A 22,688-nucleotide genomic window follows, 5' to 3' on the forward strand; every position below is an offset into this window, starting at 1 on the left:
CACTTACCCTTCGACTTCGGCAATAAGTTGATCCAGTTCAGCTTGCATCGTCGTTAGCACTTGCTGATAACAAGCCTCTACATATTCGCGATCGCCTGCCGCTTTACGACCATATTTCTCAAAACGAATCGGGGCGCACATCCGAGTGTGCATTTGCGTGGGCAGTGGGAAATTTGGGAAAGGGCCAAACGCGAAGCCCCAAGGTAACCCCAGATATACCGGGAAGACTTCTGGATCAATGCCAAATAACCACGGCAAATTAAACGTTTTCAGAAACGCTTTCATCTCATCATAAATATCGTCGATCACAAAAATACTGTCGTGGGCTCCCCAAGAAATCCCTGGCACAATGGGTACCTCTTGCCGCAACGCTAATTTGATAAACCCTCTTCTCTCGGCAAAATAAATTTTGTGGCGATCGCCGTGGGGACGAAACACATCCTGACCACCACCGGGATAAACCAACACATCAGCCCCAGCTTTTAACGCCTTAATGCCCATTTTTGGATGAGCTTCCAATGCTCCAGTCCTGACCGCAAACTTTGCCAACTCCGGAAATACGCGCCAAATGTTGCGATGCATCAAGCCATAGGTTAGCCGCTCTGTCCCAAACTTCTTAAACCAGTCATACATCATCATCCACATGTCCGGCGCTGCCAAACCGCCATTGTGAGAACCGACGACTAAAACATTTTCATCTGTTGGCACATGCTCCCAGCCACTTGTCTGTACCCGAAAATAATGCGTATAGAGCCATTCCCACACAGGTAACCATTGCTCAATAACCTTCGGATCACGACCATCTAACGACCAACCATCGAAAGGGGACTCTAGCCGTGGAAATGGGGGAAAAAGCTGCATATTGACTAGAATTAAGCGTTACATATCTTCAAAGTATGACATGCCTTACTTCTTGAAAGGTTGTGAAGGCGCTGTAAAGCTAGATTCAAAGGCTTTCGACTGAGGCGTTTGAGAATGAGTTTGACCTCAAAATATCTTGCGAGATTATTAATTTTTTGAATGATCCGTAAAAAGTCCCGCCACAATTGGAGTTAATGACGACGTTACGTTGTGCTTTTGACATTATGAATATTAGACCAATTCACCGGGCGATTACGCCACTTCTCTTAACCGTCTTTTTGCTAACGGCTTGTGGCACGTCAGCGCCACCTCCGGTTAGCACAGGTGGCTCAGGTAGCTCTACGACGACAACGACAACCACAACTTCTAATACGCCAGACTCGACAGCACCAACTGCAACACAGGAATCGACAAGCGAAGTTGCTGTAACGGAAGAGGCGGCTCCCGCTTCCTCGCTGAAGGATATTGCGGGTTTGCCTCCCCAGAAAGGTAGTGCGTTTAATAAGTATTTTCCTGATGGGAAGGGGTCAGAATTTGATGTGACCTTTACACAGGAAAAGGAAGGGTTTGCTGAGGTCAAACTCTCGATGAAAGGGAAAGAAATGGCAAAAATTTCGATCTCTGACACCGTCACAAATTTGACGGCACGGAGCAAGTTTGAGGATGCAAAGGACAAGGTCTCTGGTTTCCCAATGGTTGCTCAGGGCAAGAAAGCTCATGCGACCCTCGTCGGCGATCGCTACCAAGTAAAGGTAATGTCCCGAGATGCATCATTTACGGATGCAGATCGTAAGGCATGGCTCGGCAAGGTCGATTTGAAAGGACTTTCCAGCTTATAAAATTCTCGGCTTTCTCTTTAAGAGAATTGCATCTGCCATAGCTAACTACATTTTTTATTGACAACAATTTAGGAGTTTGTATGAGTGAATCCATCGTTGAGTTAATGGACGATCTACCCCAACGTAATCTCACCACAATGATGCTTAACAGCCTTGATTTTGTGGTGCCGGGAGAATGGAACAATATCGTTGGCTTTGACAAGATGGTTACCGAAGTCACCGGCGAAGATGATCCAGAAATGATTCAGCAAATCCGCGATCGTGCCATTGTGCTCTATACGGATAAGGATCAAGGTTATCAACGGGCAATGTGGATTTATCAAACCGTAGATAATGCGGATAAAGCCCTTGCTGCTGCTGCTTTGGCGAATAAAGTAGGCGATAAAATCCCTCTCGTTGGCGGCTTTATGAAAAAAGTCACCCCTAGTGCCGATAAAGCGCAGGCGATCGATCTCAGCATTAAACTTGTTGCGGAAATCACAGCTTATTGCAAAATTAATGGCATTCCCGGTGACAGTATCGGCGACTTTATGGGGGCTGTTGGTAGCTATAGTGGCGAAGAAATTATGCGCTTGGCGACCCTCGTCTGTGTTGATGGCTTAATTCCCCTTGGCCCAGATTTTCTGCGGAAGATTCAAGACACTATTCACAGCATCTCTAGTGGTGAATTGTCTGAAAATGCAGCGTTTAAGCGGATCAGTAATTTCATTCCTGGTGATGGTGCTGATGGCAAACTCGGTTTCATCAACAATAGTTTCGACTCGATGAAAGATTGGATGGAAGGCTTTGTCACTGATCGTGGTCTAACTCCTGACAAGGTGATGGATAGTATCAGTGACATCATTGATGTTTCTGATAACAAGCTGGATTATGTGGCGGCTTTCATTGATGTCAGCACTAACTACTATGAGCACACTGGCACTCAAACGATTGCCCGTAGCTTGATTGACCGTGCCTATGGCGAAATCTAAATTTGACAATTAATTCGCTCTAGATTTGCGGCGATCGCCGCCCAAGATCGAGGGTATTTGTTAACTTTATTGGGGGACTATCCCCCTTTTTTCTTGTCAATTTTTGCTCTATTCAGTTTGTAAGGTTGTGATCATGTTTAGCCGCAATGGGCGATCGCCACGCATTTTGCCCCTTTTTTGTTGCCTCTGCCTTCTGTTTCTCTCAGGCTGTGCCGATAGTGTTTCTCCACAACCGAACTCAACCAATCCCCGCACATTTCTCAATAATCTATCTGTCGAATTTCTAGACGAATATCACATCCTAGATAGCCGCTTTGAAAACACAAAAATTGGCGGTTTGTCTGCCATTGATTACGATCCTAAAAAAGATCTTTTTTATGCTCTTAGTGATGATCGCTCTAACTTTTCGCCAGCACGTTTTTATGACTTAAAAATTGAACTAGATGAATCTGGTGTTATTCCACAAATCGATGATGTTGATTTCCAAAAAGTGACATTTCTCACTGATGAAAACGGCAACCAATTTACCAATGGCAGCATTGATCCAGAAGGCCTTAATATTTCGCCTCGTAATAGCTTCTTTATTTCCAGTGAAGGTGTAACTAAAAAACAGATTGAGCCTTTCATTAAAGAATTTACTTTCGATGGTCAAGAAATTGAAAATATTCAGATTCCCGATCGATTCTTGCCACTCACTCCTGAACAAGGCGTGCAAAATAATCTCGGCTTTGAAGCTCTCAGCCTGAGTACACCATCCATCGCTCCGGATGACCCATTTCGATTATTTGTCGCTCCAGAATCAGCCTTAACTCAAGACCAAGGCGATCGCCTTTCCGAACCAATACGCTTCTTGCACTATGTCATCAATCCCATTGGCAACCCAGTCTTAGTTGGCGAGCACCTTTATCCTTTAGAACCCTCTGCTGAAGGTGTGATTGCCAATGGCTTAGTTGAGATGATTGCCCTACCAGAGGAAGGCTATTTTCTAACCTTAGAACGCACCTATGGTGTTGGCGGTGCAGGAGCTAAACTCTTCCAGGCGACAATTGGCAATGCCACCGATACATCACGCATCGAATCCTTCACTGAAATTGCGGACACCACCACACCTATGCAAAAAACTTTGCTTTTTGATCTTAGAACCATTGGTATTGGTTTAGATAATCTCGAAGGTATGACCTTAGGGCCAAGGTTGGCAGATGGAAGTCAAAGTTTAATTTTAGTTAGTGATAACAATTTCAATGAAGATCAAGTCAATCAAGTATTACTTTTCCGACTTAATAGATCTGCTGCCAAATCCACATCAAAGTAGCTCTTTTCTCCAACATCACCAGATACAATATTAAACGGCTGATCAGGTTCACCAAGATTACTAAGGATTAGATCTGCGCCGCTAAAATCTTGATTTTCAGTGTAATTATTGACCGTTACAACTGTTGTCAAACCTGAATCTCTTGCGGATAACCAGCCATTACCAGAATCTTCAAAGGCAACACATTGATCTGCCGACAGATTCATTTTTTCAAGAGCATAAAGGAAAATGTCTGGTGCAGGTTTTTTCTGGGGAACCATATCGCCTGCTGCAATGACCTCAAACCAATCCATTGCATCTGGTGCAAGGGAATGGGTCACTAAAGCTGTCACATTTGCAGGAGTCGTAGTCGTGGCGATCGCTAACCGAATTCCTTTTTCTCGCGCTTCGTCAATTAAACGTCGAACACCGGGACGTAATGGCAAAACCTCATTCGCTAAAAGATCACAGTAATGCTTCGTTTTACTCGCATGTAAACCTTTAATAAATTCTGTCAGGTCTTCGATTTCCGGCATTTTAGGCTTCCAGTCATTGATATAAAATCGAATTCTCTCCTTACCACCCGCAACCTTCAGCAGCTTTCCATAGAGTTCAACAGACCATTCCCAGCCTAAATCTGCATCCGCGAACGCTCGATTAAACGCAACTCGATGGGCATCCTTTTCTGTATTAGCAAGAGTGCCGTCTACATCAAAAATCAAAGCCTCTAATTTCGCCATAACCTTCCTGCAAAATATTTGTGACTTGATTAATATACTGGCAAATCTTGCAAACTCAAAGTTATTTCAAGTATTAAAAAACAATCACTTTCTTTAGCCGCAATCAATTTGCTCTGCATCACATTTCATCAGAATCTCAGAGAGTTCTTCTTCTGCTTTTTCCTGGACAGAATTCTCATACTGCTCATCGTTTTTGACTAACTCTAAAAAATTCACGGCATCTCTTGTGATAGGCGTATTATCTGTCGTATTGCTGCGCCCTACATCTGCAATATTTATCAGTAAATCCTCCTGCTCATTTATCTCATCAACATTACGGAAAACGTCGATATATCCGTCTAAAACTTTTTGCTTCAATTCAGGGTTATCTTGTACTTCTTCTGTCTCAGTTAGAGTGGCGATCGCCTCTTTACTTTCTTCTCGTAAAGCTGCATTTTTGACAACTAGATCTTCTTCTTTAACCTTTAGCTCTTCTACCTCTTTTTGTTGAGTTTCGATAGTGATCTGGCTATCTAAATTTTGCTTCATTAACTGAATACTGGACGGAAAAAATAATCCAAATAAAATAGCACTGGCCAAACAGCGTCGCCGATTATCAATACGGGTTGAAATACCACCCATGCTAATCAAAATAAAACCAGATAGAGCTCCCAGAAAAATGCTCATCATCAGATAAAGTAAAAATTCAACACCCAAACCAAAAGAAACCTGTGAAAGCTCTCCGGGTAACCAATCAATTTCTGGGTTTTGCGTCTCCGAAGTTTGGATAACTTCATTAGTAAGATTGTCTTCACCGATCAGCTTGATACAAACACTACCGACACCACCAACTGCGCCAGCGATAAAAATCGATTTATTTGAAACATATAGAGATTCTTCTTGCTTTAATCTCTTCTGTTTCTCTTTGATATATTCTGTCTCTTCTTCTTGACGCTTTTTCTTTTGAGTTGCCAAATCATACCTGACTCTTTCGTTTTGTACTAAGTCCTGCTGTTCCTTACTCTCAGCACCCTCATTCTTAAGATTTTTTACTATGATTTGTTCTTCATGACTAGTTTCGAACCCTTCATTATCTTGATGGCCATTGCCATTTCCCTTTCGGGTGATCGCCTGTACTTCGTCCTTTGTAGAATCCATCATTGAATCACATCACCATTACTTAAGGGCTTGCCTCCACAGTAAATTCCAAAAGAGCAAATACACTAGAAACATTAAGAACTTGCAATCATATTTTTTCTATTCATAAAAACCCACCAAAGCAAAAACCCCCATCGTTACGGATGAGGGTTCTTGCTTAGCAAAAGTATTCTATTGTCTTTTCAGAGCAATCAAATTAATTTGCATTTCAACTAAGCCTTTCGACTAGATTAAATCCTTGCGGATATTAACCGTTGATAGCGGGAGCTTGAAGAGCAACAGGAGCTTGCTCGCCAGCAGCCAAATCGAGAGGGAAGTTGTGAGCGTTACGCTCGTGCATTACTTCAAAACCGAGGTTTGCACGGTTAAGAATGTCAGCCCAAGTGTTGATTACACGACCTTGGCTGTCAAGAACAGACTGGTTGAAGTTGAAACCATTGAGGTTGAATGCCATGGTGGATACACCAAGAGCAGTGAACCAGATTCCAACTACAGGCCATGCACCAAGCAAGAAGTGCAAGGAGCGGCTGTTGTTGAAGGAAGCGTATTGGAAGATCAAACGACCGAAGTAGCCGTGAGCTGCAACGATGTTGTAAGTCTCTTCCTCTTGACCAAACTTGTAACCGTAGTTCAAGGACTCAGTCTCAGTTGTTTCACGAACGAGAGAAGAAGTAACGAGAGAACCGTGCATAGCGGAGAACAAAGAACCACCAAAGACACCAGCCACACCGAGCATGTGGAAGGGGTGCATGAGGATGTTGTGCTCAGCTTGGAATACGATCATGAAGTTGAACGTACCAGAGATACCCAAAGGCATACCATCAGAGAAAGAACCCTGACCGATGGGGTAAATCATGAAGACTGCAGTTGCAGCTGCTACGGGAGCAGAGAAAGCAACACAGATCCAAGGACGCATACCGAGACGGTAGGAAAGTTCCCACTCACGACCCATGTAGCAGAAAACGCCAATGAGGAAGTGGAAGATTACCAACTGGTAAGGGCCACCGTTGTACAACCACTCATCAAGAGAAGCAGCTTCCCAGATGGGGTAGAAGTGGAGACCAATTGCATTGGAAGAAGGAACAACAGCACCAGAAACGATGTTGTTACCGTAAAGAAGAGAACCTGCTACGGGCTCACGAATACCGTCGATGTCAACGGGAGGAGCTGCGATGAACGCAATGATGAAGCAAGTTGTTGCAGTGAGAAGAGTAGGGATCATGAGAACGCCGAACCAACCAACATAAATGCGGTTCTCGGTGCTAGTGATCCACTGACAGAACTTCTCCCACAAAGAAGCATTGCTGCTTTGCTGGATAGTAGTAGTCATGTGTTTATGATTGCTATGAATTTATCAAGGTGCAAAACCTATGAGTTAATACTAACCAATTTATTTAGTTTTGTAAAGCAAAATAAGTAAGCTCATGGTTATGTCAAGGATAGATTCCCCTTATTATTAGTGTGGCAATCGCTCCCTTCAGACAAACGTGAAGAAAATCACCTATAGTCCGGCTTTCACGCTGGTTCCGACCTATGAATGTTTTAATCGCTGCACCTACTGTAATTTTCGGGTAGATCCCCATAAGGACATTTGGCTAAGTCTTAGCGAGGCAGAAGAGCGACTTAAATGCTTAAAGAAACGCAATATTTATGAGATTCTGATTTTAAGTGGTGAAATACATCCAGACTCAAATCGCCGTAATGCTTGGATAGATAGGATTAAAGATATATGCAGCCTGGCATTAAAACAGGGTTTTATTCCCCATGCTAATGTTGGTCCTCTCAGTTTTGAGGAGATGAAATATTTGCGAAATGTAAACGGTTCCATGGGGCTGATGTTGGAGCAAATGAGTTCTTTAGCCGTGCATCGGAATGCACCGAGTAAATCGCCGGAACTACGTTTGCAGCAGTTGAACTGGGCAGGTCAGCTCAAAATTCCATTTACGACAGGTTTACTTTTGGGGATTGGAGAAACTGAAGAGGATTGGGTGAAAACATTGGAGGCGATCGCCATGAGCCATCGCAAATGGGGTCATATCCAAGAAGTGATTTTGCAACCTCACAGTCCAGGACAAACTCAAACTTTTGATGGTTTAGGGTTTGAGACTCAGCGTTTACCAGAGGTAATTGGTTTAGCGCGTGAAATATTACCTGAGGCGATCGCCATTCAAATCCCTCCCAATCTTGTCTCAGATCTTCAATGGTTATTGCGTTGTATTGAAGCTGGTGCGTCAGATTTAGGCGGGATTGTGCCGAAGGATGAAGTGAATCCAGATTATGAGCATCTCAATTTGATGCAACTAAAAACATTTTTAGGAGAGCATGGATGGCAATTAGAACCGCGTTTGGCTGTATATCCACAATACGATCAATGGTTGACTATGCCAGTGCGCTCCGTGGTTGATAGCTACCGTCAATCCTTATAGCAGCAAATTATTCTGGGACGGACTCTGTATCCTGATAATTCGCTTGTATTGGCCACTGCAACATTGGATCTTTGGCTAACTGTCGTGCGACTTGAGATGCTCCAAAACGGTTCAGGTGACTAGGGTCAGAGAAATATTTATAGCGCTGTTGCCAATTTTCTTTACTGACAAAATCTAGAAAAGCTAGATTTTTCTGAGTTGAAATTTGATCCATGTAATTCCGGAAAGTTGCTTCGTATTCTTCGCGGACTGGGTCAAGGTATTGATCCGTTAGAGGCTGATTAATGACGACCAAATTGACTTGATGTGCTGCTAAATAACGCAATAACTCGGTAAAGGCTTGGTGCTGTTCACCTTCGAGGTTGAATTCTGAATAATCGTTATCGTAATAGCCTGTCACTCGAGGATGATAACGATAGTAATAATCAGGTTCAAACTGACGAGATAAAGCAAGGAAGCCATCGAGGTTAATGGTTTCGCCTTGAACTTCGAGAGTACGAACTTCATTTTCGATCGAGTCTCCTTCCGGTAATTCCACAGCATTTAGCGGCTCAAGGGCGTCAAATTGCGGGAAGACTTGCTCGATGAGATTTGTTTTTAACGTTTCTTTTTGTTCGTAAACAACGGAGAGTTCCGCTAAAAATTGGTTTGCTTCTCGATCCAGGTCAAACGGTTCTTGTGCTTCAGCTTCCGTATCAGTGGCGATCGCCTCATCTTTTCGAATAAAGAGATTAGGGAAAGTGCCATCTTGTAATTTTTGGAAGCCCTCGGACTGGGTGATGATGTCAAAGGTAATATCTTTGCGACCACTATTGAAGGCACGGGAGCCATCAGCCCAAATAATCATTTGAGGGAGCTGATCGGCGGGGATAATTTGTCGCAACAATAAGTCAAAAACCTGGACAGTCGCACCATTTAATCCAAAGTTAAAAATATCGAGCTTTGGATAACCCTGTTTTACCAGCGCTGTCTGTAATGCAAAGGGATCGAGTCCCCGCAATGCCCGAGAACTTCCAACAATCAAAATATCCGGCACACCATTTTCTTGTACCCGTTTTTGGTAGAGGGCCAGTTTTTCATCCAACATCGGACTATTAAAAGACGGATGCTCAGCTTTATCTGGTGGGGCGATCGCCTTGGGTGCTGTTGTTAGTTTTGCAAGTTCTGTTTTCGGAGCCAAAGTCAATTCTGTTGTGCCAGCAGCCGTAAACCCAGCTGTCTCTTGGTCTAGAAACTCTGATTTCTGGAGCGACAAATCAGGAAACTCAACCTCTTCAAAGTCAATGGGTTGGCTGAGAGCAATATCCAATTCGGAAGCGGCCGCAAAATCAGGTTCTTCTGGAGCATTATTTTGCAACCATTGTCCTGTTAGCCAATCGATTTGGACGGTGAGAAGCAATCCTAGGAAACCCCAAACTAATGCAACTCGAACACCTTTATCCGTTAATAAAGGGACGTTTGAAGGTTGTTGATATTGCTTACTCAGTACAGGGCTAGAAATATTTTGTTCTGGTGTCCAGAGCTTTGTTGCACAGAGAACTGTTCGGAGCGTTTGGCTTAGCTCTTCAAGAACAGTAGGCGCGTATTGCTGTTGGCGTAATTCTTCTGGGCTAATGGCAGTTGTACTATCCAACAACTCATCTTCAGTAATACCCTCACCAAGATTTTCCTTAAAGGCAGCTGGTACTTCGACTAAATCAATGCGGTGTTGCCAAACGGCTTTAACCTGACCGGAACGACGGCCATAGAGACGAATCCCCTCGATCTGCGGACTGTCTAATTCCTTAAAGAAGGGGATCAAGGTTTCAACAACTTGATCTTTCGTTGGGCAGGCGATCGCCTCGGTCATTACATGGAGGATTTTGCCCTTCGTAAAGAGTTTGACGCGAATGCCACCAGTGGCCAAACGGTCAGAAAGATGAGGATTGAGCAACCGTTGCATTAAGAACAACAGCGCATCTAAATTGCCTTGTTTTGCAAGATCTTGAGGGGAGGTCTGTAACTTCTCAATATCCTGAGCGGCGAGAGGTAACCATTCAACCCATAGCGGCTTGGTATCATCGCTGAGCGTGCCGTAAATCGTCGCGGACATTTGCCCCTGAGGAGCTAAATCTTCCAGGATCGGAATTGCAACTTGCAGGGCTGTTTGTTTATTAAGTCCTTCGTCTTCTAGGGGATCAATTGGGTAACAAAAAACATGGAGGGTTTCGTTTTTCTGGGAAACTTTGACCGCAATGCCATGGGCAACCATTCCCTGATTTAAGAGGTGGGCGATCGCCTGGGTATCCCCCCAACGTCCCCAGTCCCGCAGCATCGTTTGGGGTGGCGTTAGATCAACCCAGAGTAACCATTCTGGTTTTTGTTCACCACGAATTTGACAGCGAATAACGCCATCCCGAAAACCATCGATTTGGAGTTCTCGCAGCTCCTGCACCAAAGGCTCTGTGAGCAGCGCATATTCCGGACTGTAATCACACTGACAAGTAATCCACAGACGTTTTGATTCAGGCTCAGATTTTGTTGCGGGATAGGTCTGCACATCAGCCTGAATTCCCACACCCAAATGGCTAAAACAATCGCTCAAATACCGGGCGATCGCCTCCGGAGCCCCAGAACGCGCCAAACTTTGATAGGTAACAAGAAGCTGTTCAGTATCGTTGGGCGCAATAATTTGCGGTTCTTCGAGCAGCTCTAAAATATTGATCGAATTTACCCAGAGACTATTTTCTGTCCCTTCCAGCCGACCATAAACAATGAGTCGATAAATTGGGTCACTGGGTTCTGGCGTTAATAAAACCAGGGGCGGTTTACTTGATCGAATTGCCTGCATAATTGCCCCAGCAATCTCTTCCTTTTCCGTGGGGCAATTCGTTTCGCAGAGCAAATGCAGCGTATTTCCCCGCAACCGTACCCGGAGATGAACATGACTACCGAGGGGAATCGCTTGACGCACTGCCTCGTGGAGCCACGGGGCAAGACGGGGGCGACTGGTTTTTCGGCGTGACACATTCACCATAAGCACTAGGGGTTAAAAATCTAGGGTGAGTCGATAACAACAAAGATAAACGAAAGCGTCAAAAAATTGTCCTAAAAGGATTCCGCTTGTAGGATGGACATGGCTTACAGACTAGAGTGCAGATGAACCTTCAATCGCCAATTCCATCCCAATTTGTTTTGAGTATACTCGCTCCGTCTTATCTCATTACCCACCAGTGGGGGGAAAGTTTAGCCCAATCTCTGGTGAGCGTTGGCTGCTGGAGTGAAGAAATTCTACGGGGTGATCGCCTACCAACCCTTCCATTTCCTGAGCCGGAAGATCCGGACAACAGCGCAACTCCAGACGCGTAACACCGAAAATTAGCACAATGCGTCAAAGCGGAAAGTCGATCCCTGCCCAGCGGAGTATCCTGCTGCACTACCCCCAGAGAGCCTTTCCCATTACAATCGATTAGATTTGCCAGATTGTTATCTAACGCACAGATCATCCTAGCCATAGACTGCCAAAACCATGAATCAGATCATGCAACCTCCCAGCGCCGAAGCCGATATTCTCTCCTCATCACAATCCCTCCTGCGGCATCGTCTCTCGATGGTAGAAGACCTTTGGCAAGCTGTCTTAGAAAAGGAGTGTGATCCGCAGCTCGTTAAGCGCCTAAAACGATTACGGGAGAGTCGTTCAGAGGATGGTCGTATTGGTGATTTTCTCCCCGAAGAAATTTCCCGACTGATCGAAAGTTTGAGTCTAGAGGATGCGATTAGTGCAGCCCGTGCTTTTGCGCTTTATTTCCAACTAATTAATAGTGTCGAGCAACATTACGAACAACGGGAACAGCAACTTTCCCGCCGGACGATTGGCAATGGCGATAGCAGTGGCAATGGTAAAGCGACAGAAGAGATTGAAGAAATTGCACCAACTCAAGCTGGAACGTTTAATTGGCTCTTCCCTTATTTGAAGCGTCAAAATATGCCGCCCCAAAAAATCCAGCGGCTGCTCAACCAAATGGATATTCGTCTCGTTTTTACTGCACACCCTACGGAAATTGTGCGCCACACGATTCGGAATAAGCAGCGACGTATTGCTGGAATTTTGCGTGAACTCGATCGGATGCGAGAAGGAGAAGCTGCTACAGATCCGACGATGTCTTGGGAAGTAGACGAGATCAAGCAAAAATTGACGGAAGAGATTCGCCTTTGGTGGCGAACTGATGAGCTACACCAATTCAAACCTAAGGTGTTAGATGAAGTGGACTATGCACTGCACTATTTTGAGGAAGTGTTGTTTGAGGCATTGCCTGAGCTTTCTGTACGGTTACAGCAAGCTGTGAAATTATCTTTTCCTCACACTGAAGTCCCTCTGAAAAATTTCTGTAATTTTGGATCCTGGGTCGGAGGCGATCGCGATGGTAATCCCTCTGTTACCCCTGATGTCACTTGGCGAACTGCTTGTTATCAACGGGGACTTGTTTTAGAGAGGTATATCGAATCCATCGATCAGCTAGCAGACATTTTAAGTTTGTCTTTGCACTGGAGTAATGTGTTGCCAGAGATTTTGGATTCTCTAGAGCAAGAGCAAACAATCTTCCCAGATATTTATGACAAGCTAGCAATCCGCTATCGTCAAGAGCCTTATCGTTTGAAATTGGCTTACATTAAGCGTCGCTTGGAAAATACGCTAGATCGAAATCGTCGTTTAGCGAATATGCCTGCTTGGCAAAACAAGGTAGAAGTTGCTGATGAGCGTGTCTATGCGTCTGGTCTTGATTTTCTCGCAGATCTTCAGCTATTGAAAGATAGCCTTGTGCAAACGGAAATCCACTGTGCTGCTCTCGATAAATTGATTTGCCAAGTGGAAATTTTCGGGTTTGTATTAACCCGCCTTGATTTCCGTCAAGAATCTACGCGCCATTCTGATGCGATCGCCGAAATCGTTGATTACCTTGGCGTAATGGATAAGTCCTACAACGACTTAACGGATTCCGAAAAGGTTGATTGGCTTGTTCAAGAACTCAAAACTCGTCGCCCGCTAATTCCAAAGGAAATGGATTTTTCGGAGAAGGCGATTGAAACGATTCAAACTTTGCAAGTTCTAAAACGTCTACAACAGGAATTCGGCCTCGGTATTTGCCAAACTTACATTATTAGTATGACCAACGAGGCGAGTGATGTCCTCGAAGTCTTATTGCTTGCCCAGGAAGCTGGTTTATACGACCCTGTGGCTGGCACCACCACTATTCGGATAGCACCGCTATTTGAAACGGTGGATGACCTGCGAAATGCGCCAGGCATTATGAAGAGCTTGTTCGATATTCCGCTCTATCGATCTTGTCTCTCGGGTGGTTACAATCCCCCTGAAAGTGGCAATTTTGATGAAGTGTTTGGCGATCGCCTGTCTCCAGATCTTCAAGAGATTATGTTGGGCTATTCCGACAGTAATAAAGACTCTGGTTTCCTCAGTAGTAACTGGGAAATTCACAAAGCCCAAAAGAATCTCCAGCAAGTCGCTGATCCTTATGGTATTGACCTCCGAATTTTCCATGGTCGTGGTGGTTCCGTTGGTCGTGGTGGTGGCCCCGCTTATGCCGCGATTTTGGCGCAACCACCCCACACCATTAATGGTCGCATCAAAATTACAGAACAAGGGGAAGTCCTTGCATCGAAATACTCCCTTCCAGATCTCGCGTTATATCACCTCGAAAGTGTCTCTACAGCAGTCATTCAGTCCAGTCTGCTTGTGAGTGGATTTGATGATATTCAACCCTGGAATCGCATCATGGAGAAGCTCTCTCAGCAGTCCCGGGCGGCGTATCGTTCTTTGGTTTATGAGGAGCCTGACTTCCTTGATTTCTTTATGTCAGTAACGCCACTGCCAGAAATTAGTCAGCTCCAAATTAGTTCTCGTCCTGCTCGCCGGAAGTCTGGCAAAAAGGATTTGAGTAGTCTACGAGCAATTCCTTGGGTATTTAGTTGGACGCAGAGTCGTTTCCTTTTGCCTGCTTGGTATGGCGTGGGTACTGCTTTACAGGAATTCTTTGAGCAAGATCCCGAAGAAAACCTCAAGTTGATGCGCTATTTCTATTCGAAGTGGCCCTTCTTCCGCATGGTGATTTCGAAAGTTGAGATGACGCTATCGAAGGTGGATCTCCAAATGGCAAGTCATTATGTCCATGAGCTAGCGGATCCTGCTGATCATGAGCGTTTCCAACCGATTTTTGACAAGATTTCGGAGGAGTATAAGCTCACGGAAAAACTAGTACTCCAAATTACTGAAAATGAGACACTACTCGATGGCGATCGCCCTCTCCAGCGTTCGGTTCAGTTGAGAAATGGCACTATTGTTCCTCTCGGCTTTTTGCAGGTTTCTCTCCTAAAACGCTTGCGCCAATATACCCGCGAAACCAAAGCAAGTATTGTCCACTTCCGTTACAGCAAAGAAGAGTTATTACGAGGTGCTTTGTTAACTATTAACGGTATTGCGGCTGGTATGAGAAATACAGGCTGATTTATCGGTCATTTGTCCACGTTAAAAAGACATAAAAAAAGACCCCATCAAAATGGTGGGGTTTTCTCAAGGTTTGTAATTCACGAATGTACGAGTACTAAACCGTCATTTAGAAAACTTGTTCGATTTCAGCGATTTCAGGAATCACCTCGCGGAGCTTACGCTCAATACCCATACGCAAAGTCATGGCAGAGCTAGGACAGGAACCGCAAGCACCTTGTAAGCGCAGTTTGACGATGGGGCCATCGATTTCGACAAGTTCAACGTTACCGCCGTCAGCCATGAGGTAAGGGCGTAATTCATCGAGGGTCGTTTCGACATTTTCTGTGGTGAGTGCTAATGCCATAGTTTTGGTTTATTACTAATGTTCTGACTCTATTATAAAGTTTCCAACTCCCTCTTTTGCCATCGTCAATCCTCCGACATTATCTCGGAGAAGATAGTGGACGATATTTGCCCAAATTGTCTCGTAATTCATTGAAATACAACTGTTGCCTGAGCGATATCAGGGATAGTAGGGTATTAAATTATGCCAAGTCCTAACGATCTAGATTTACTTAATGAAACCTTCGGTACTCCAGGAGAGGATGCCGAGGTCACTGCGTCTCAACCTGATGCGACTGATATGGTTGAGTCCCTTCGTGCTGAAGATAAAACGAAGCGTATGATCGCGGCGCGGTATTTCTGTGATCATCGCGATGAACGGGCGATCGCCCCATTAATCAATATTATTGCGACGAATGATTGTCCATTAACGCGGGTGAGTGCAGCCTATGCGCTCGGTCGTAATCCTTCTGCAGAGGCTGTCCCCACGCTGATCGAGCTTCTAGAGAATGATTGGAATGGCTATGTCCGAAAAGGGGTTGTCTGGGCGCTCGGAAATTGTGGCGATCGCCGCGCTGTAGAGCCTCTAATTCATGCTCTCAAAACCGATATTTCAGCCGTTAGACTCTGGGCTGCGAGTAGCGTCGCCCAAGTCGCAAAACTTGAATATGACGACATTATCCAATCCATTCCACCTCTTATTGCAGGATTACGCCGCGACAAGATGGCCGCAGTCCGCAGTAATTGCGCTTGGTCTCTCGGACAACTTTGCCGCGAAATGCCTTCTAACGTTATCTATGCGACGGCGATCGACGCATTAATCGAATCTCTGGTAGAAGATGAAGATATTGGTGTGAAAGAAGATGCCCGTGCAGCATTATTACGAGTCGGCGATCCTAACGGACTCCAAATGATCGAAGAACTCGAAGCAGAAGGCTTAATTTAGAATCTGAGCATAATAAGATTTTCACAAAAATTTCTTTGATTTATGAATAGCCTAGATTTTGGAACAGATCTTTTCACCCTGGTAGAACAACTAGAAAAAAATATATCTGAGCTAGACCGTGAAGAAAAAGAATCTGGCATCACACCTTTTTCTGGTTCAGACCCTTTGAGAAATTTAAAAAGAAGTGTGGCTTACAAAATAGCCTCTAAAACTGGCCGTACTGTTCGTGATTGTGAACAGGAAGCTAATGAACTTGTAGATAAAATCCAACAAGAATTAACAAAACCAAACTCTAAAAAGCGAATTTGTGCAGCTCTTCGCCTTCTATCAAATGACATAAGTGGAATTTCTGTCGGTACTGTTTCTGCCGTGATTGCTACTCTATTATCAGGTGGTTTAATTACTCTCTCTTTTTCTTCACCTATTATGATTGCGGCTATAGGCGGATTTGTTTTTATACGCTCTAGCATTGAGCTAATCTGTTTTGACAATCAAAATGATTGACTATAAACAAGATGAGTGATGTCAAATATCTTTCATAAGGGTTATTTTGGAATGCTCATCTTTAAAGCAGAAACAATACTCAACATTGGTCTAAATAATACTTCCTTTGGATGTCCAATGATATTAGACGATGAAATTAAAATGCCACATGCAGAACAGGTCACGCTTTCGCGCCATTCTCTGCTGTAATGTTCTTCAAGATGTTTTGGAATAGGATATTGATCGTGATGACCTCCTACTAAAAGTGCTCCTGAATCACCAGGAGCAGCTTCTATATCAACGCTAAATGAGGGGATTATTGAAGGATTATAACCAGCAGTCAAAACACCACTATTGCGAACATAGCCTACTTGATGCTTGCTAGTTGCACCAAACATTTGTACCGGCATATTAGCAAATATAGGAACTATCTTTTTTGGTATCTGATCAACCCACTTCAAATTAAGATCAATTTTAGATTTGAGACTTTCATCTAATTTTATGAGACTTATATCTAAATTTTTGATTTTTTCTTGGTAAGAATGACTTTCTTTGGAGAAAATAGTACCTATCTGAGGAGAAGTAAAAGTATCTCTATGGGAATGAATACTCTGTGTATTAACTTCAAATCCATGACCAACTGTTAAAGCATAAATATTTTCTTGGAACTTAGAATCGCAAGAATCAATGATTTTTTTTTCTGCCAGAAAAGTACTCAAAGTCACTTTCTTTCCAAAGGTGCCAACACTACTCTTTCCGACAATTGCATCTCCACTCTGTATCTTCACAACCGACGTAGATTGCTTCATATCATCCTTTATTTCAAGGGGAGTTTTAAAATTTAGTGGAATTGGCCTATTGGCCAATTCTATAACTATCGGGACTTTCGAAGGAAATTTTGATAGAGCATTGATTGATGATTCAACTTGAATGTAATCAGGTATAGAAAACTTGGATTTTATTTCCTTTTCTGGAAGAAAAGTTGTGAACACAACCTTTCCAACTAAAACTTGCTTTTTATCAATTTCCTTTTCTCCAACAGCAATTGAGACAAATCCTGGCTTATCCTCAAAGTTAGACATTTTTTCATAAAGTGTAGTCATTACTTCGCGTTCCCACCATACTTTTTTTCTTAATGGGTATGGCATCAGTTGCAAAGACTCAAAAAAGACTTTTGCTTCTTCTTCAATTAGAGAATTCGGATAATTTTTCAAAATATATTGTGCTAATCTATCCATTTTGAGCCATTCATGATAGCTTTGTGGCTCCCAACTAGCGTTGTTGCTTGATAGTAATTGAGTATCTTTGTTCAGCCCATTAATAAGATAATCCAGGCAATCAGTCACTATTTCCAAATTGTCTTCATCAATGAGTTCTATTAATACTCTCTTCATTGACTGTAATGCTTCTAATACTCTGCTTATTGGTATATCTAGGCTAGTATATGTCTCTGCCAATCCATTCAATACTCGTTTGTCTAAGATCGAGTAATCTCCAGCGATCATTGTGTATGTTGAATACCGAAGGAAAAAGTCTAGATCGCGAAGACAAGCAGTATATTGACCGGAAGAAACCTTTTCAAACTCAGATGTATCCCAAAAATTCGATATTGTCTGCTTTAAAATTTGGTCATGTTTTCTAGCAATTTTTTCTGCTATAGCAGTTAAACGAGTGTTTTCTTCTAGATACTTAGCTAGAGACTTCAAAGTATCAGAACTGATATATCGCCCTTGAGAATCAGCTGAGTTAATAACGGAAGTCACGACATCATTCTGCTTGTTTATACTCATGAAAACGTTTTTAAAGCTCTTTGATTTGTAGTTTTTCTTACAAAAAAAAATAATTAATTTTGGTTATGCATAAGCATTAGAAAAGCTACGTTATTTATTCTAGCCATGGAAATAAAATATCTCCATAATTACAAAATCCCTCTGAAATCACTTTCAGAGGGATCAAAACTTAGACTAAGTTCGTTTTTTGACTAGCGATAAGGCTTAGTAGTCGAAGTCACCAGCGCCAGGAGTTGCACCAGCAGCATCCTTTTCAGGCTTGTCAACAACGATGCACTCAGTTGTGAGAACCATGCCAGCGATGGAAGCAGCATTCTGAGTTGCAGAACGAGTTACCTTCGCGGGGTCAACGATACCAGCAGCAAGCATGTCAACGAATTCGTTAGTTGCAGCATTGAACCCAGTGTTGAAGTCTTTCTCTTTAACGCGCTCAGCGATTACCGCACCGTTCTGACCAGCATTCTCAGCAATACGCTTGAGGGGAGCAGTCAAGGCACGGGCAACGATAAGTGCACCAGTGAGTTGTTCTGCAGTGAGGTTGTCGTTTGCCCAAGCTTCGAGTTCAGGAGCGAGGTGCGCAAGAGTTGTTCCACCACCAGGAACGATACCTTCTTCAACTGCTGCCTTAGTTGCGTTAATCGCATCTTCGAGGCGGAGCTTACGATCCTTCATTTCAGTTTCAGTCGCAGCACCAACTTTGATCACTGCAACACCACCGGAGAGCTTCGCAAGGCGTTCTTGGAGTTTCTCTTGGTCGTAGGAAGATTCAGACTCATCGATTTGGCGGCGAATCTGATCGCAACGGCTCTTAACGCCAGCTTCGTTACCATCGGCAACGATTGTGGTGTTGTCCTTAGTGACGTTGATGCGACGCGCTGTACCGAGCATGTCAATTGTTGTGCTCTCAAGCTTGAGGCCTGCATCTTCAGTGATGAGTTGACCACCAGTGAGGATGGCAATGTCTTCAAGCATTTGCTTACGGCGATCGCCAAAACCAGGAGCCTTAACAGCAGCAACGTTGAGTACGCCACGAAGACGATTTACAACGAGCGTTGCAAGGGCTTCCTTCTCGATGTCCTCAGCGATAATCATGAGAGGCTTACCCTGGCGAGCAACCTGCTCAAGTACAGGAACGAGATCCTGAACGAGGGTGATTTTCTTATCAGTGATGAGGATGTAGGGCTCTTCGAGAACCGCTTCCATGCGATCAGTATCAGTCACGAAGTAAGGGGAAGTGTAACCCTTCTCGAAACGCATACCTTCAGTGATTTCTAGCTCAGTCTCCATGGACTTGCCTTCTTCAAGGGAGATAACGCCCTCTTTGCCGACTTTGTCCATTGCCTTGGAGATCATCTCGCCGACTTCTTTGTCGTTACCAGCGGAGATGGAACCAACCTGGGCGATCGCCGTGGAATCTTCTACAGGGCTAGACAAATCTTGGATGCGACCAACGAGGAAGTCAGCAGCTTTGTCGATACCGCGCTTAATTGCGATGGGGTTTGCACCAGCCGCAACGTTGCGGAGACCTTCCTTAACCATTGCGTGAGCAAGGACAGTTGCAGTGGTTGTACCGTCACCAGCTACATCGTTAGTTTTAGAAGCAGCCTGACGAATCAAAGAAACACCAGTGTTCTCGATGTGATCTTCGAGTTCGATTTCCTTAGCAATGGTTACACCATCGTTAACGATTTGAGGTGCACCGAATTTCTTTTCGAGGACGACGTTACGGCCTTTAGGGCCAATAGTGACAGCAACTGCTTCAGCGAGAAGGTCGATGCCTTTCTCTAAAGCGCGACGTGCGTCTTCGTTATAAATAATAGACTTAGCCATAGGGAGTAAATTTCTATCTGTAGAGAATTACGAGAAAAAATAAAAAGAATCTAATTTTGGTGATTTCGCAAACTAATTGCGGGAATCATTACGCAACTGTTGCGAGGATGTCCTTTTCGGAGAGGAGAACATAATCATCGCCACCGAACTTGATGTCAGTGCCAGCGTACTTAGAATAGAGAACCTGATCGCCAACTTTTACATCAACAGCAGAGCGGCTACCATCATCGTTGCGCTTGCCTTCGCCCACTGCAACAACTTCACCGATTTGAGGCTTTTCCTTTGCACTATCGGGAAGAAGGATGCCACCAGCAGTTTTTTCTTCGGACTCACTTACCTTGACGAAGACGCGATCGCCGAGGGGCTTGAGGGTAGAAACATTGATGCTAATTGCTGCCATGGATAAAATCTCCAGATTTTTGAAATGACTAAATTGGTTGCGAGTTCAGAGCTTAGCACTCTCGATCTCTGAGTGCTAATTTAGCGGAGATGTTTCTATACATACAACACCCTGCAATGTACGGGTTCCCGAACTATCAATTTTTGGGCGGCTGATGTTGCTGGGTACGGTAGTCATCTTTGGCCTTTTTGCGAGCTTTACGGGTCTTTTTGATTTTGTCTTTTTTATTCTGATCAGATTGTTTCTGATTGGTCTTTGGTCGCCAATACAATGCTTTTTGCCATGGCTTTTTAATGACCTCAAAATTACAGATGATCGGATACAGTACTGGATAAAATTTATCGGAGCCATATTCTGAACACCGGATCATCAGTGTTACTTCAAAATCGAGGTCTTCATCTCTAGCTGTTTTGAGGAGATCGGACGAAAAAATCGGCTGGGTAATGTCGTAGATAAGTTTGTCTTCGTCTTTTAGGGTGAGGCTTGATTCGATAGTGAGTTTGTCGTTGAGGATTTCGCGGGGAGAAATGATGCTACTGGCCTGGGCTTGAAATAGATCGATATTGAGAGCGGGTGGCAATCGGATAATCCGTTGGGATTTGCCATCAAAATCCATCAAACTGCTTCGGTTCCAGTGGATCTCAAAGTATTGTTCAAAGGTTTTGTTTTCGAGGCTGATACTAAAACTATTCAGGGTATCGGTGAGGGGCGATCGCCCAAAATCAAAGCTAAATGATAGTTTTTCGTCGAGACCAAATTTTGTGAGCTGTGCTGAGAGAAAGTCTTTATTGAGGCGAACCTCTGTCAGCTTATCGATTTCGTCCACGATGCTTTGATAGACATACCAGAGCACGATGGCATAAACGAACAAAATTAGGATATCAAAACCATTCATGATCGATCTCAGAGCGGGCTTTGGGTAAGTGTGTTTTTATCCTAATTGAGATTTCTGTTGAATTCATCCCCTGTGGCGATCGCCTAATTTATGGTTGTTGTCGTCATCAAAAAACGATATTAAACGAGTCGTCGATAAGCCTTATAAACAATCACGTGCATTACCGGGGCGATCGCCGACTTCTCCTGTATGATTTGACCAATATTTTCAAAACCCTTTAAACACACTTGCGAAGTAGGAATTTTTTACATCATGGCTAAATCAAAGGTTGCCAGCACGTCAGAAGTCAGCGGAGATAAGGTGCTCAAGGCAAAGGTCAACGGTCAACCAGTGCTCGTCTCGAAGTCTGGTGACAGCTATTGTGCGATCGCCGGGAAATGTCCCCACCTCAATTTACCCATGTCAAAAGGCAAGGTTGAGAACGGCACTATCACTTGCCCTTTCCACGGCTCTAAATTTGATCTATGCAGCGGCAAAAACGTTGAATGGGTAGATTCTTTCGTTGGTATTCCCCTCCCCGGCGTGGCTAAAAAGATGGTTGCAATGGGTAAAGAGCCCACTGATGTTGCAAGTTTTGCTGTTTCTCAAGAAGGCGAAGATCTCTACATCGACGCATAGAAATACCAAGTGAATACAGTCATTTTGAATAAGTTTTAAGGAAAGCATACATCCTTCCTCGGGGAAGGTGGCCGAAGGTCGGAAGGGGTTTCAGAAAGTTTTACAACCCATGGAAAACCTACCCCTAACCCCTCCCAAGAGGGGAACTTTCAAGACTAATTATTCAAACAAAACCGTTTAAGCGGGAGGAATGTCGAAATGCATGACATCTTCCCGCTTTCCTAATTTTGAATAGAGATTTATCGCCGGGTCGTCGCCATAATCAGCCTGCACAAAAATGACATAGGCTCCCCGCTCAGCCGCAATTTCTTGAACTTTCTCGATGCAAGCAGTGGCAATACCTTGGCGGCGGTGCTCAGAGAGAACGGCAAGGTCATAAATATAAATTTCACTGCGGGCTTGCTCGAATTTCTGGAGTTCATAGGCGACTAGTCCTCCCACCACTTGTCCAGACTTCAGCGCTGCAACAGCAATAAAATAATCCCGGTTTAACAAATTCTGTAAGTACTCATCGGTGGGCTGGTTCTGGCAATAGGATTCTTTGTCCTCAAAGGCATCACCAAAAACAGTAAGCAACTGACGCATCAACTCAATGTCAGTAGCCGCAAGCTGTCGGATTTCTATCGACGGGATCAAAC

20 protein-coding genes are annotated in these 22,688 nt (G+C 44.0%); 9 read left to right on the forward strand and 11 right to left on the reverse strand.

Going from position 1 to position 22,688, the window contains the following annotated elements:
- Positions 1-3 precede the first annotated feature (3 nt).
- Positions 4-861, reverse strand: coding sequence for a lysophospholipid acyltransferase family protein (locus tag LEPTO7376_RS16115; protein WP_015135217.1), 858 nt, complete (start codon positions 859-861; stop codon positions 4-6).
- A gap of 194 nt (positions 862-1,055) precedes the next feature.
- On the opposite strand from LEPTO7376_RS16115, the gene LEPTO7376_RS16120 reads away from it, so the two are divergent.
- The 3 genes from LEPTO7376_RS16120 (at position 1,056) to LEPTO7376_RS16130 (ending at position 3,983) form a co-directional block, all read left to right on the forward strand.
- A complete protein-coding gene (locus LEPTO7376_RS16120) occupies positions 1,056-1,700 on the forward strand; it encodes a hypothetical protein (protein ID WP_015135218.1) in 645 nt (214 codons plus the stop codon).
- Between the two features lie 80 nt (positions 1,701-1,780).
- Entirely contained in the window at positions 1,781-2,671 is an 891-nt protein-coding gene (locus LEPTO7376_RS16125; protein WP_015135219.1) for a hypothetical protein, read from the forward strand.
- 133 nt (positions 2,672-2,804) lie between these two features.
- Positions 2,805-3,983, forward strand: coding sequence for an esterase-like activity of phytase family protein (locus LEPTO7376_RS16130; protein ID WP_015135220.1), 1,179 nt, complete (start codon positions 2,805-2,807; stop codon positions 3,981-3,983).
- Here the strand turns inward: LEPTO7376_RS16130 and LEPTO7376_RS16135 are convergent.
- The 3 genes from LEPTO7376_RS16135 to psbA form a co-directional block, all read right to left on the reverse strand.
- Complete coding sequence (locus LEPTO7376_RS16135) at positions 3,929-4,702, reverse strand: HAD family hydrolase (protein WP_015135221.1); 774 nt, start codon at positions 4,700-4,702, stop codon at positions 3,929-3,931. The two genes, LEPTO7376_RS16130 and LEPTO7376_RS16135, sit on opposite strands and share 55 nt — an antisense overlap.
- A 93-nt stretch (positions 4,703-4,795) precedes the next feature.
- The gene (locus LEPTO7376_RS16140; RefSeq protein WP_015135222.1) at positions 4,796-5,842 is read right to left on the reverse strand and encodes a hypothetical protein; all 1,047 of its coding nucleotides are present in this window, start codon (positions 5,840-5,842) and stop codon (positions 4,796-4,798) included.
- Positions 5,843-6,086: 244 nt separating this feature from the next.
- Positions 6,087-7,169 carry a photosystem II q(b) protein gene (gene psbA, locus LEPTO7376_RS16145; RefSeq protein ID WP_015132342.1) on the reverse strand — a complete coding sequence of 361 codons (1,083 nt, stop codon included), beginning with the start codon at positions 7,167-7,169 and terminating at the stop codon, positions 6,087-6,089.
- 157 nt (positions 7,170-7,326) lie between these two features.
- Between psbA and cofG the strand changes: the two genes are divergently transcribed.
- Positions 7,327-8,265, forward strand: a complete 939-nt coding sequence (gene cofG / locus LEPTO7376_RS16150; protein WP_015135223.1) for a 7,8-didemethyl-8-hydroxy-5-deazariboflavin synthase subunit CofG — start codon at positions 7,327-7,329, stop codon at positions 8,263-8,265.
- A gap of 7 nt (positions 8,266-8,272) precedes the next feature.
- Here the strand turns inward: cofG and LEPTO7376_RS16155 are convergent, their stop codons facing one another.
- On the reverse strand, positions 8,273-11,272 hold the full coding sequence (locus LEPTO7376_RS16155; RefSeq protein ID WP_160148485.1) for an SGNH/GDSL hydrolase family protein: 3,000 nt from the start codon (positions 11,270-11,272) through the stop codon (positions 8,273-8,275).
- Positions 11,273-11,439: 167 nt separating this feature from the next.
- Here LEPTO7376_RS16155 and LEPTO7376_RS16160 point away from each other — a divergent pair, with 167 nt between their 5' ends.
- The gene (locus tag LEPTO7376_RS16160) at positions 11,440-11,613 is read left to right on the forward strand and encodes a hypothetical protein (protein WP_225901110.1); all 174 of its coding nucleotides are present in this window, start codon (positions 11,440-11,442) and stop codon (positions 11,611-11,613) included.
- A gap of 160 nt (positions 11,614-11,773) precedes the next feature.
- Positions 11,774-14,764, forward strand: coding sequence for a phosphoenolpyruvate carboxylase (gene ppc, locus LEPTO7376_RS16165; protein ID WP_015135226.1), 2,991 nt, complete (start codon positions 11,774-11,776; stop codon positions 14,762-14,764).
- 109 nt (positions 14,765-14,873) lie between these two features.
- Here ppc and LEPTO7376_RS16170 read toward each other — a convergent pair whose 3' ends face one another.
- Positions 14,874-15,110 (reverse strand): NifU family protein, encoded by a 237-nt coding sequence (locus LEPTO7376_RS16170; protein WP_015135227.1) that lies wholly within the window; start codon positions 15,108-15,110, stop codon positions 14,874-14,876.
- A 183-nt stretch (positions 15,111-15,293) separates the two neighbouring features.
- Here LEPTO7376_RS16170 and LEPTO7376_RS16175 point away from each other — a divergent pair, with 183 nt between their 5' ends.
- On the forward strand, positions 15,294-16,034 hold the full coding sequence (locus tag LEPTO7376_RS16175; RefSeq protein WP_015135228.1) for a HEAT repeat domain-containing protein: 741 nt from the start codon (positions 15,294-15,296) through the stop codon (positions 16,032-16,034).
- Positions 16,035-16,076: 42 nt separating this feature from the next.
- Positions 16,077-16,538 (forward strand): hypothetical protein, encoded by a 462-nt coding sequence (locus LEPTO7376_RS16180; protein WP_015135229.1) that lies wholly within the window; start codon positions 16,077-16,079, stop codon positions 16,536-16,538.
- Positions 16,539-16,579: 41 nt separating this feature from the next.
- Here LEPTO7376_RS16180 and LEPTO7376_RS23755 read toward each other — a convergent pair whose 3' ends face one another.
- From LEPTO7376_RS23755 to LEPTO7376_RS16200, 4 genes are all read right to left on the reverse strand, one after another.
- Complete coding sequence (locus LEPTO7376_RS23755) at positions 16,580-18,307, reverse strand: Phycocyanin (RefSeq protein WP_015135230.1); 1,728 nt, start codon at positions 18,305-18,307, stop codon at positions 16,580-16,582.
- 204 nt (positions 18,308-18,511) lie between these two features.
- A complete protein-coding gene (groL, locus tag LEPTO7376_RS16190) occupies positions 18,512-20,137 on the reverse strand; it encodes a chaperonin GroEL (protein ID WP_015135231.1) in 1,626 nt (541 codons plus the stop codon).
- A gap of 88 nt (positions 20,138-20,225) precedes the next feature.
- On the reverse strand, positions 20,226-20,537 hold the full coding sequence (groES, locus tag LEPTO7376_RS16195) for a co-chaperone GroES (RefSeq protein ID WP_015135232.1): 312 nt from the start codon (positions 20,535-20,537) through the stop codon (positions 20,226-20,228).
- 136 nt (positions 20,538-20,673) lie between these two features.
- A complete protein-coding gene (locus LEPTO7376_RS16200; protein ID WP_015135233.1) occupies positions 20,674-21,432 on the reverse strand; it encodes a hypothetical protein in 759 nt (252 codons plus the stop codon).
- Positions 21,433-21,684: 252 nt separating this feature from the next.
- Here LEPTO7376_RS16200 and LEPTO7376_RS16205 point away from each other — a divergent pair, with 252 nt between their 5' ends.
- Positions 21,685-22,050 carry a Rieske (2Fe-2S) protein gene (locus LEPTO7376_RS16205; RefSeq protein WP_015135234.1) on the forward strand — a complete coding sequence of 122 codons (366 nt, stop codon included), beginning with the start codon at positions 21,685-21,687 and terminating at the stop codon, positions 22,048-22,050.
- A gap of 177 nt (positions 22,051-22,227) precedes the next feature.
- Here the strand turns inward: LEPTO7376_RS16205 and LEPTO7376_RS16210 are convergent, their stop codons facing one another.
- Positions 22,228-22,683, reverse strand: a complete 456-nt coding sequence (locus tag LEPTO7376_RS16210; protein ID WP_398339579.1) for an AAC(3)-I family aminoglycoside N-acetyltransferase — start codon at positions 22,681-22,683, stop codon at positions 22,228-22,230.
- Positions 22,684-22,688 lie beyond the last annotated feature (5 nt).

The sequence above is a fragment of the [Leptolyngbya] sp. PCC 7376 genome, assembly GCF_000316605.1.
In the GTDB taxonomy this organism is placed as follows: domain Bacteria; phylum Cyanobacteriota; class Cyanobacteriia; order Cyanobacteriales; family MRBY01; genus MRBY01.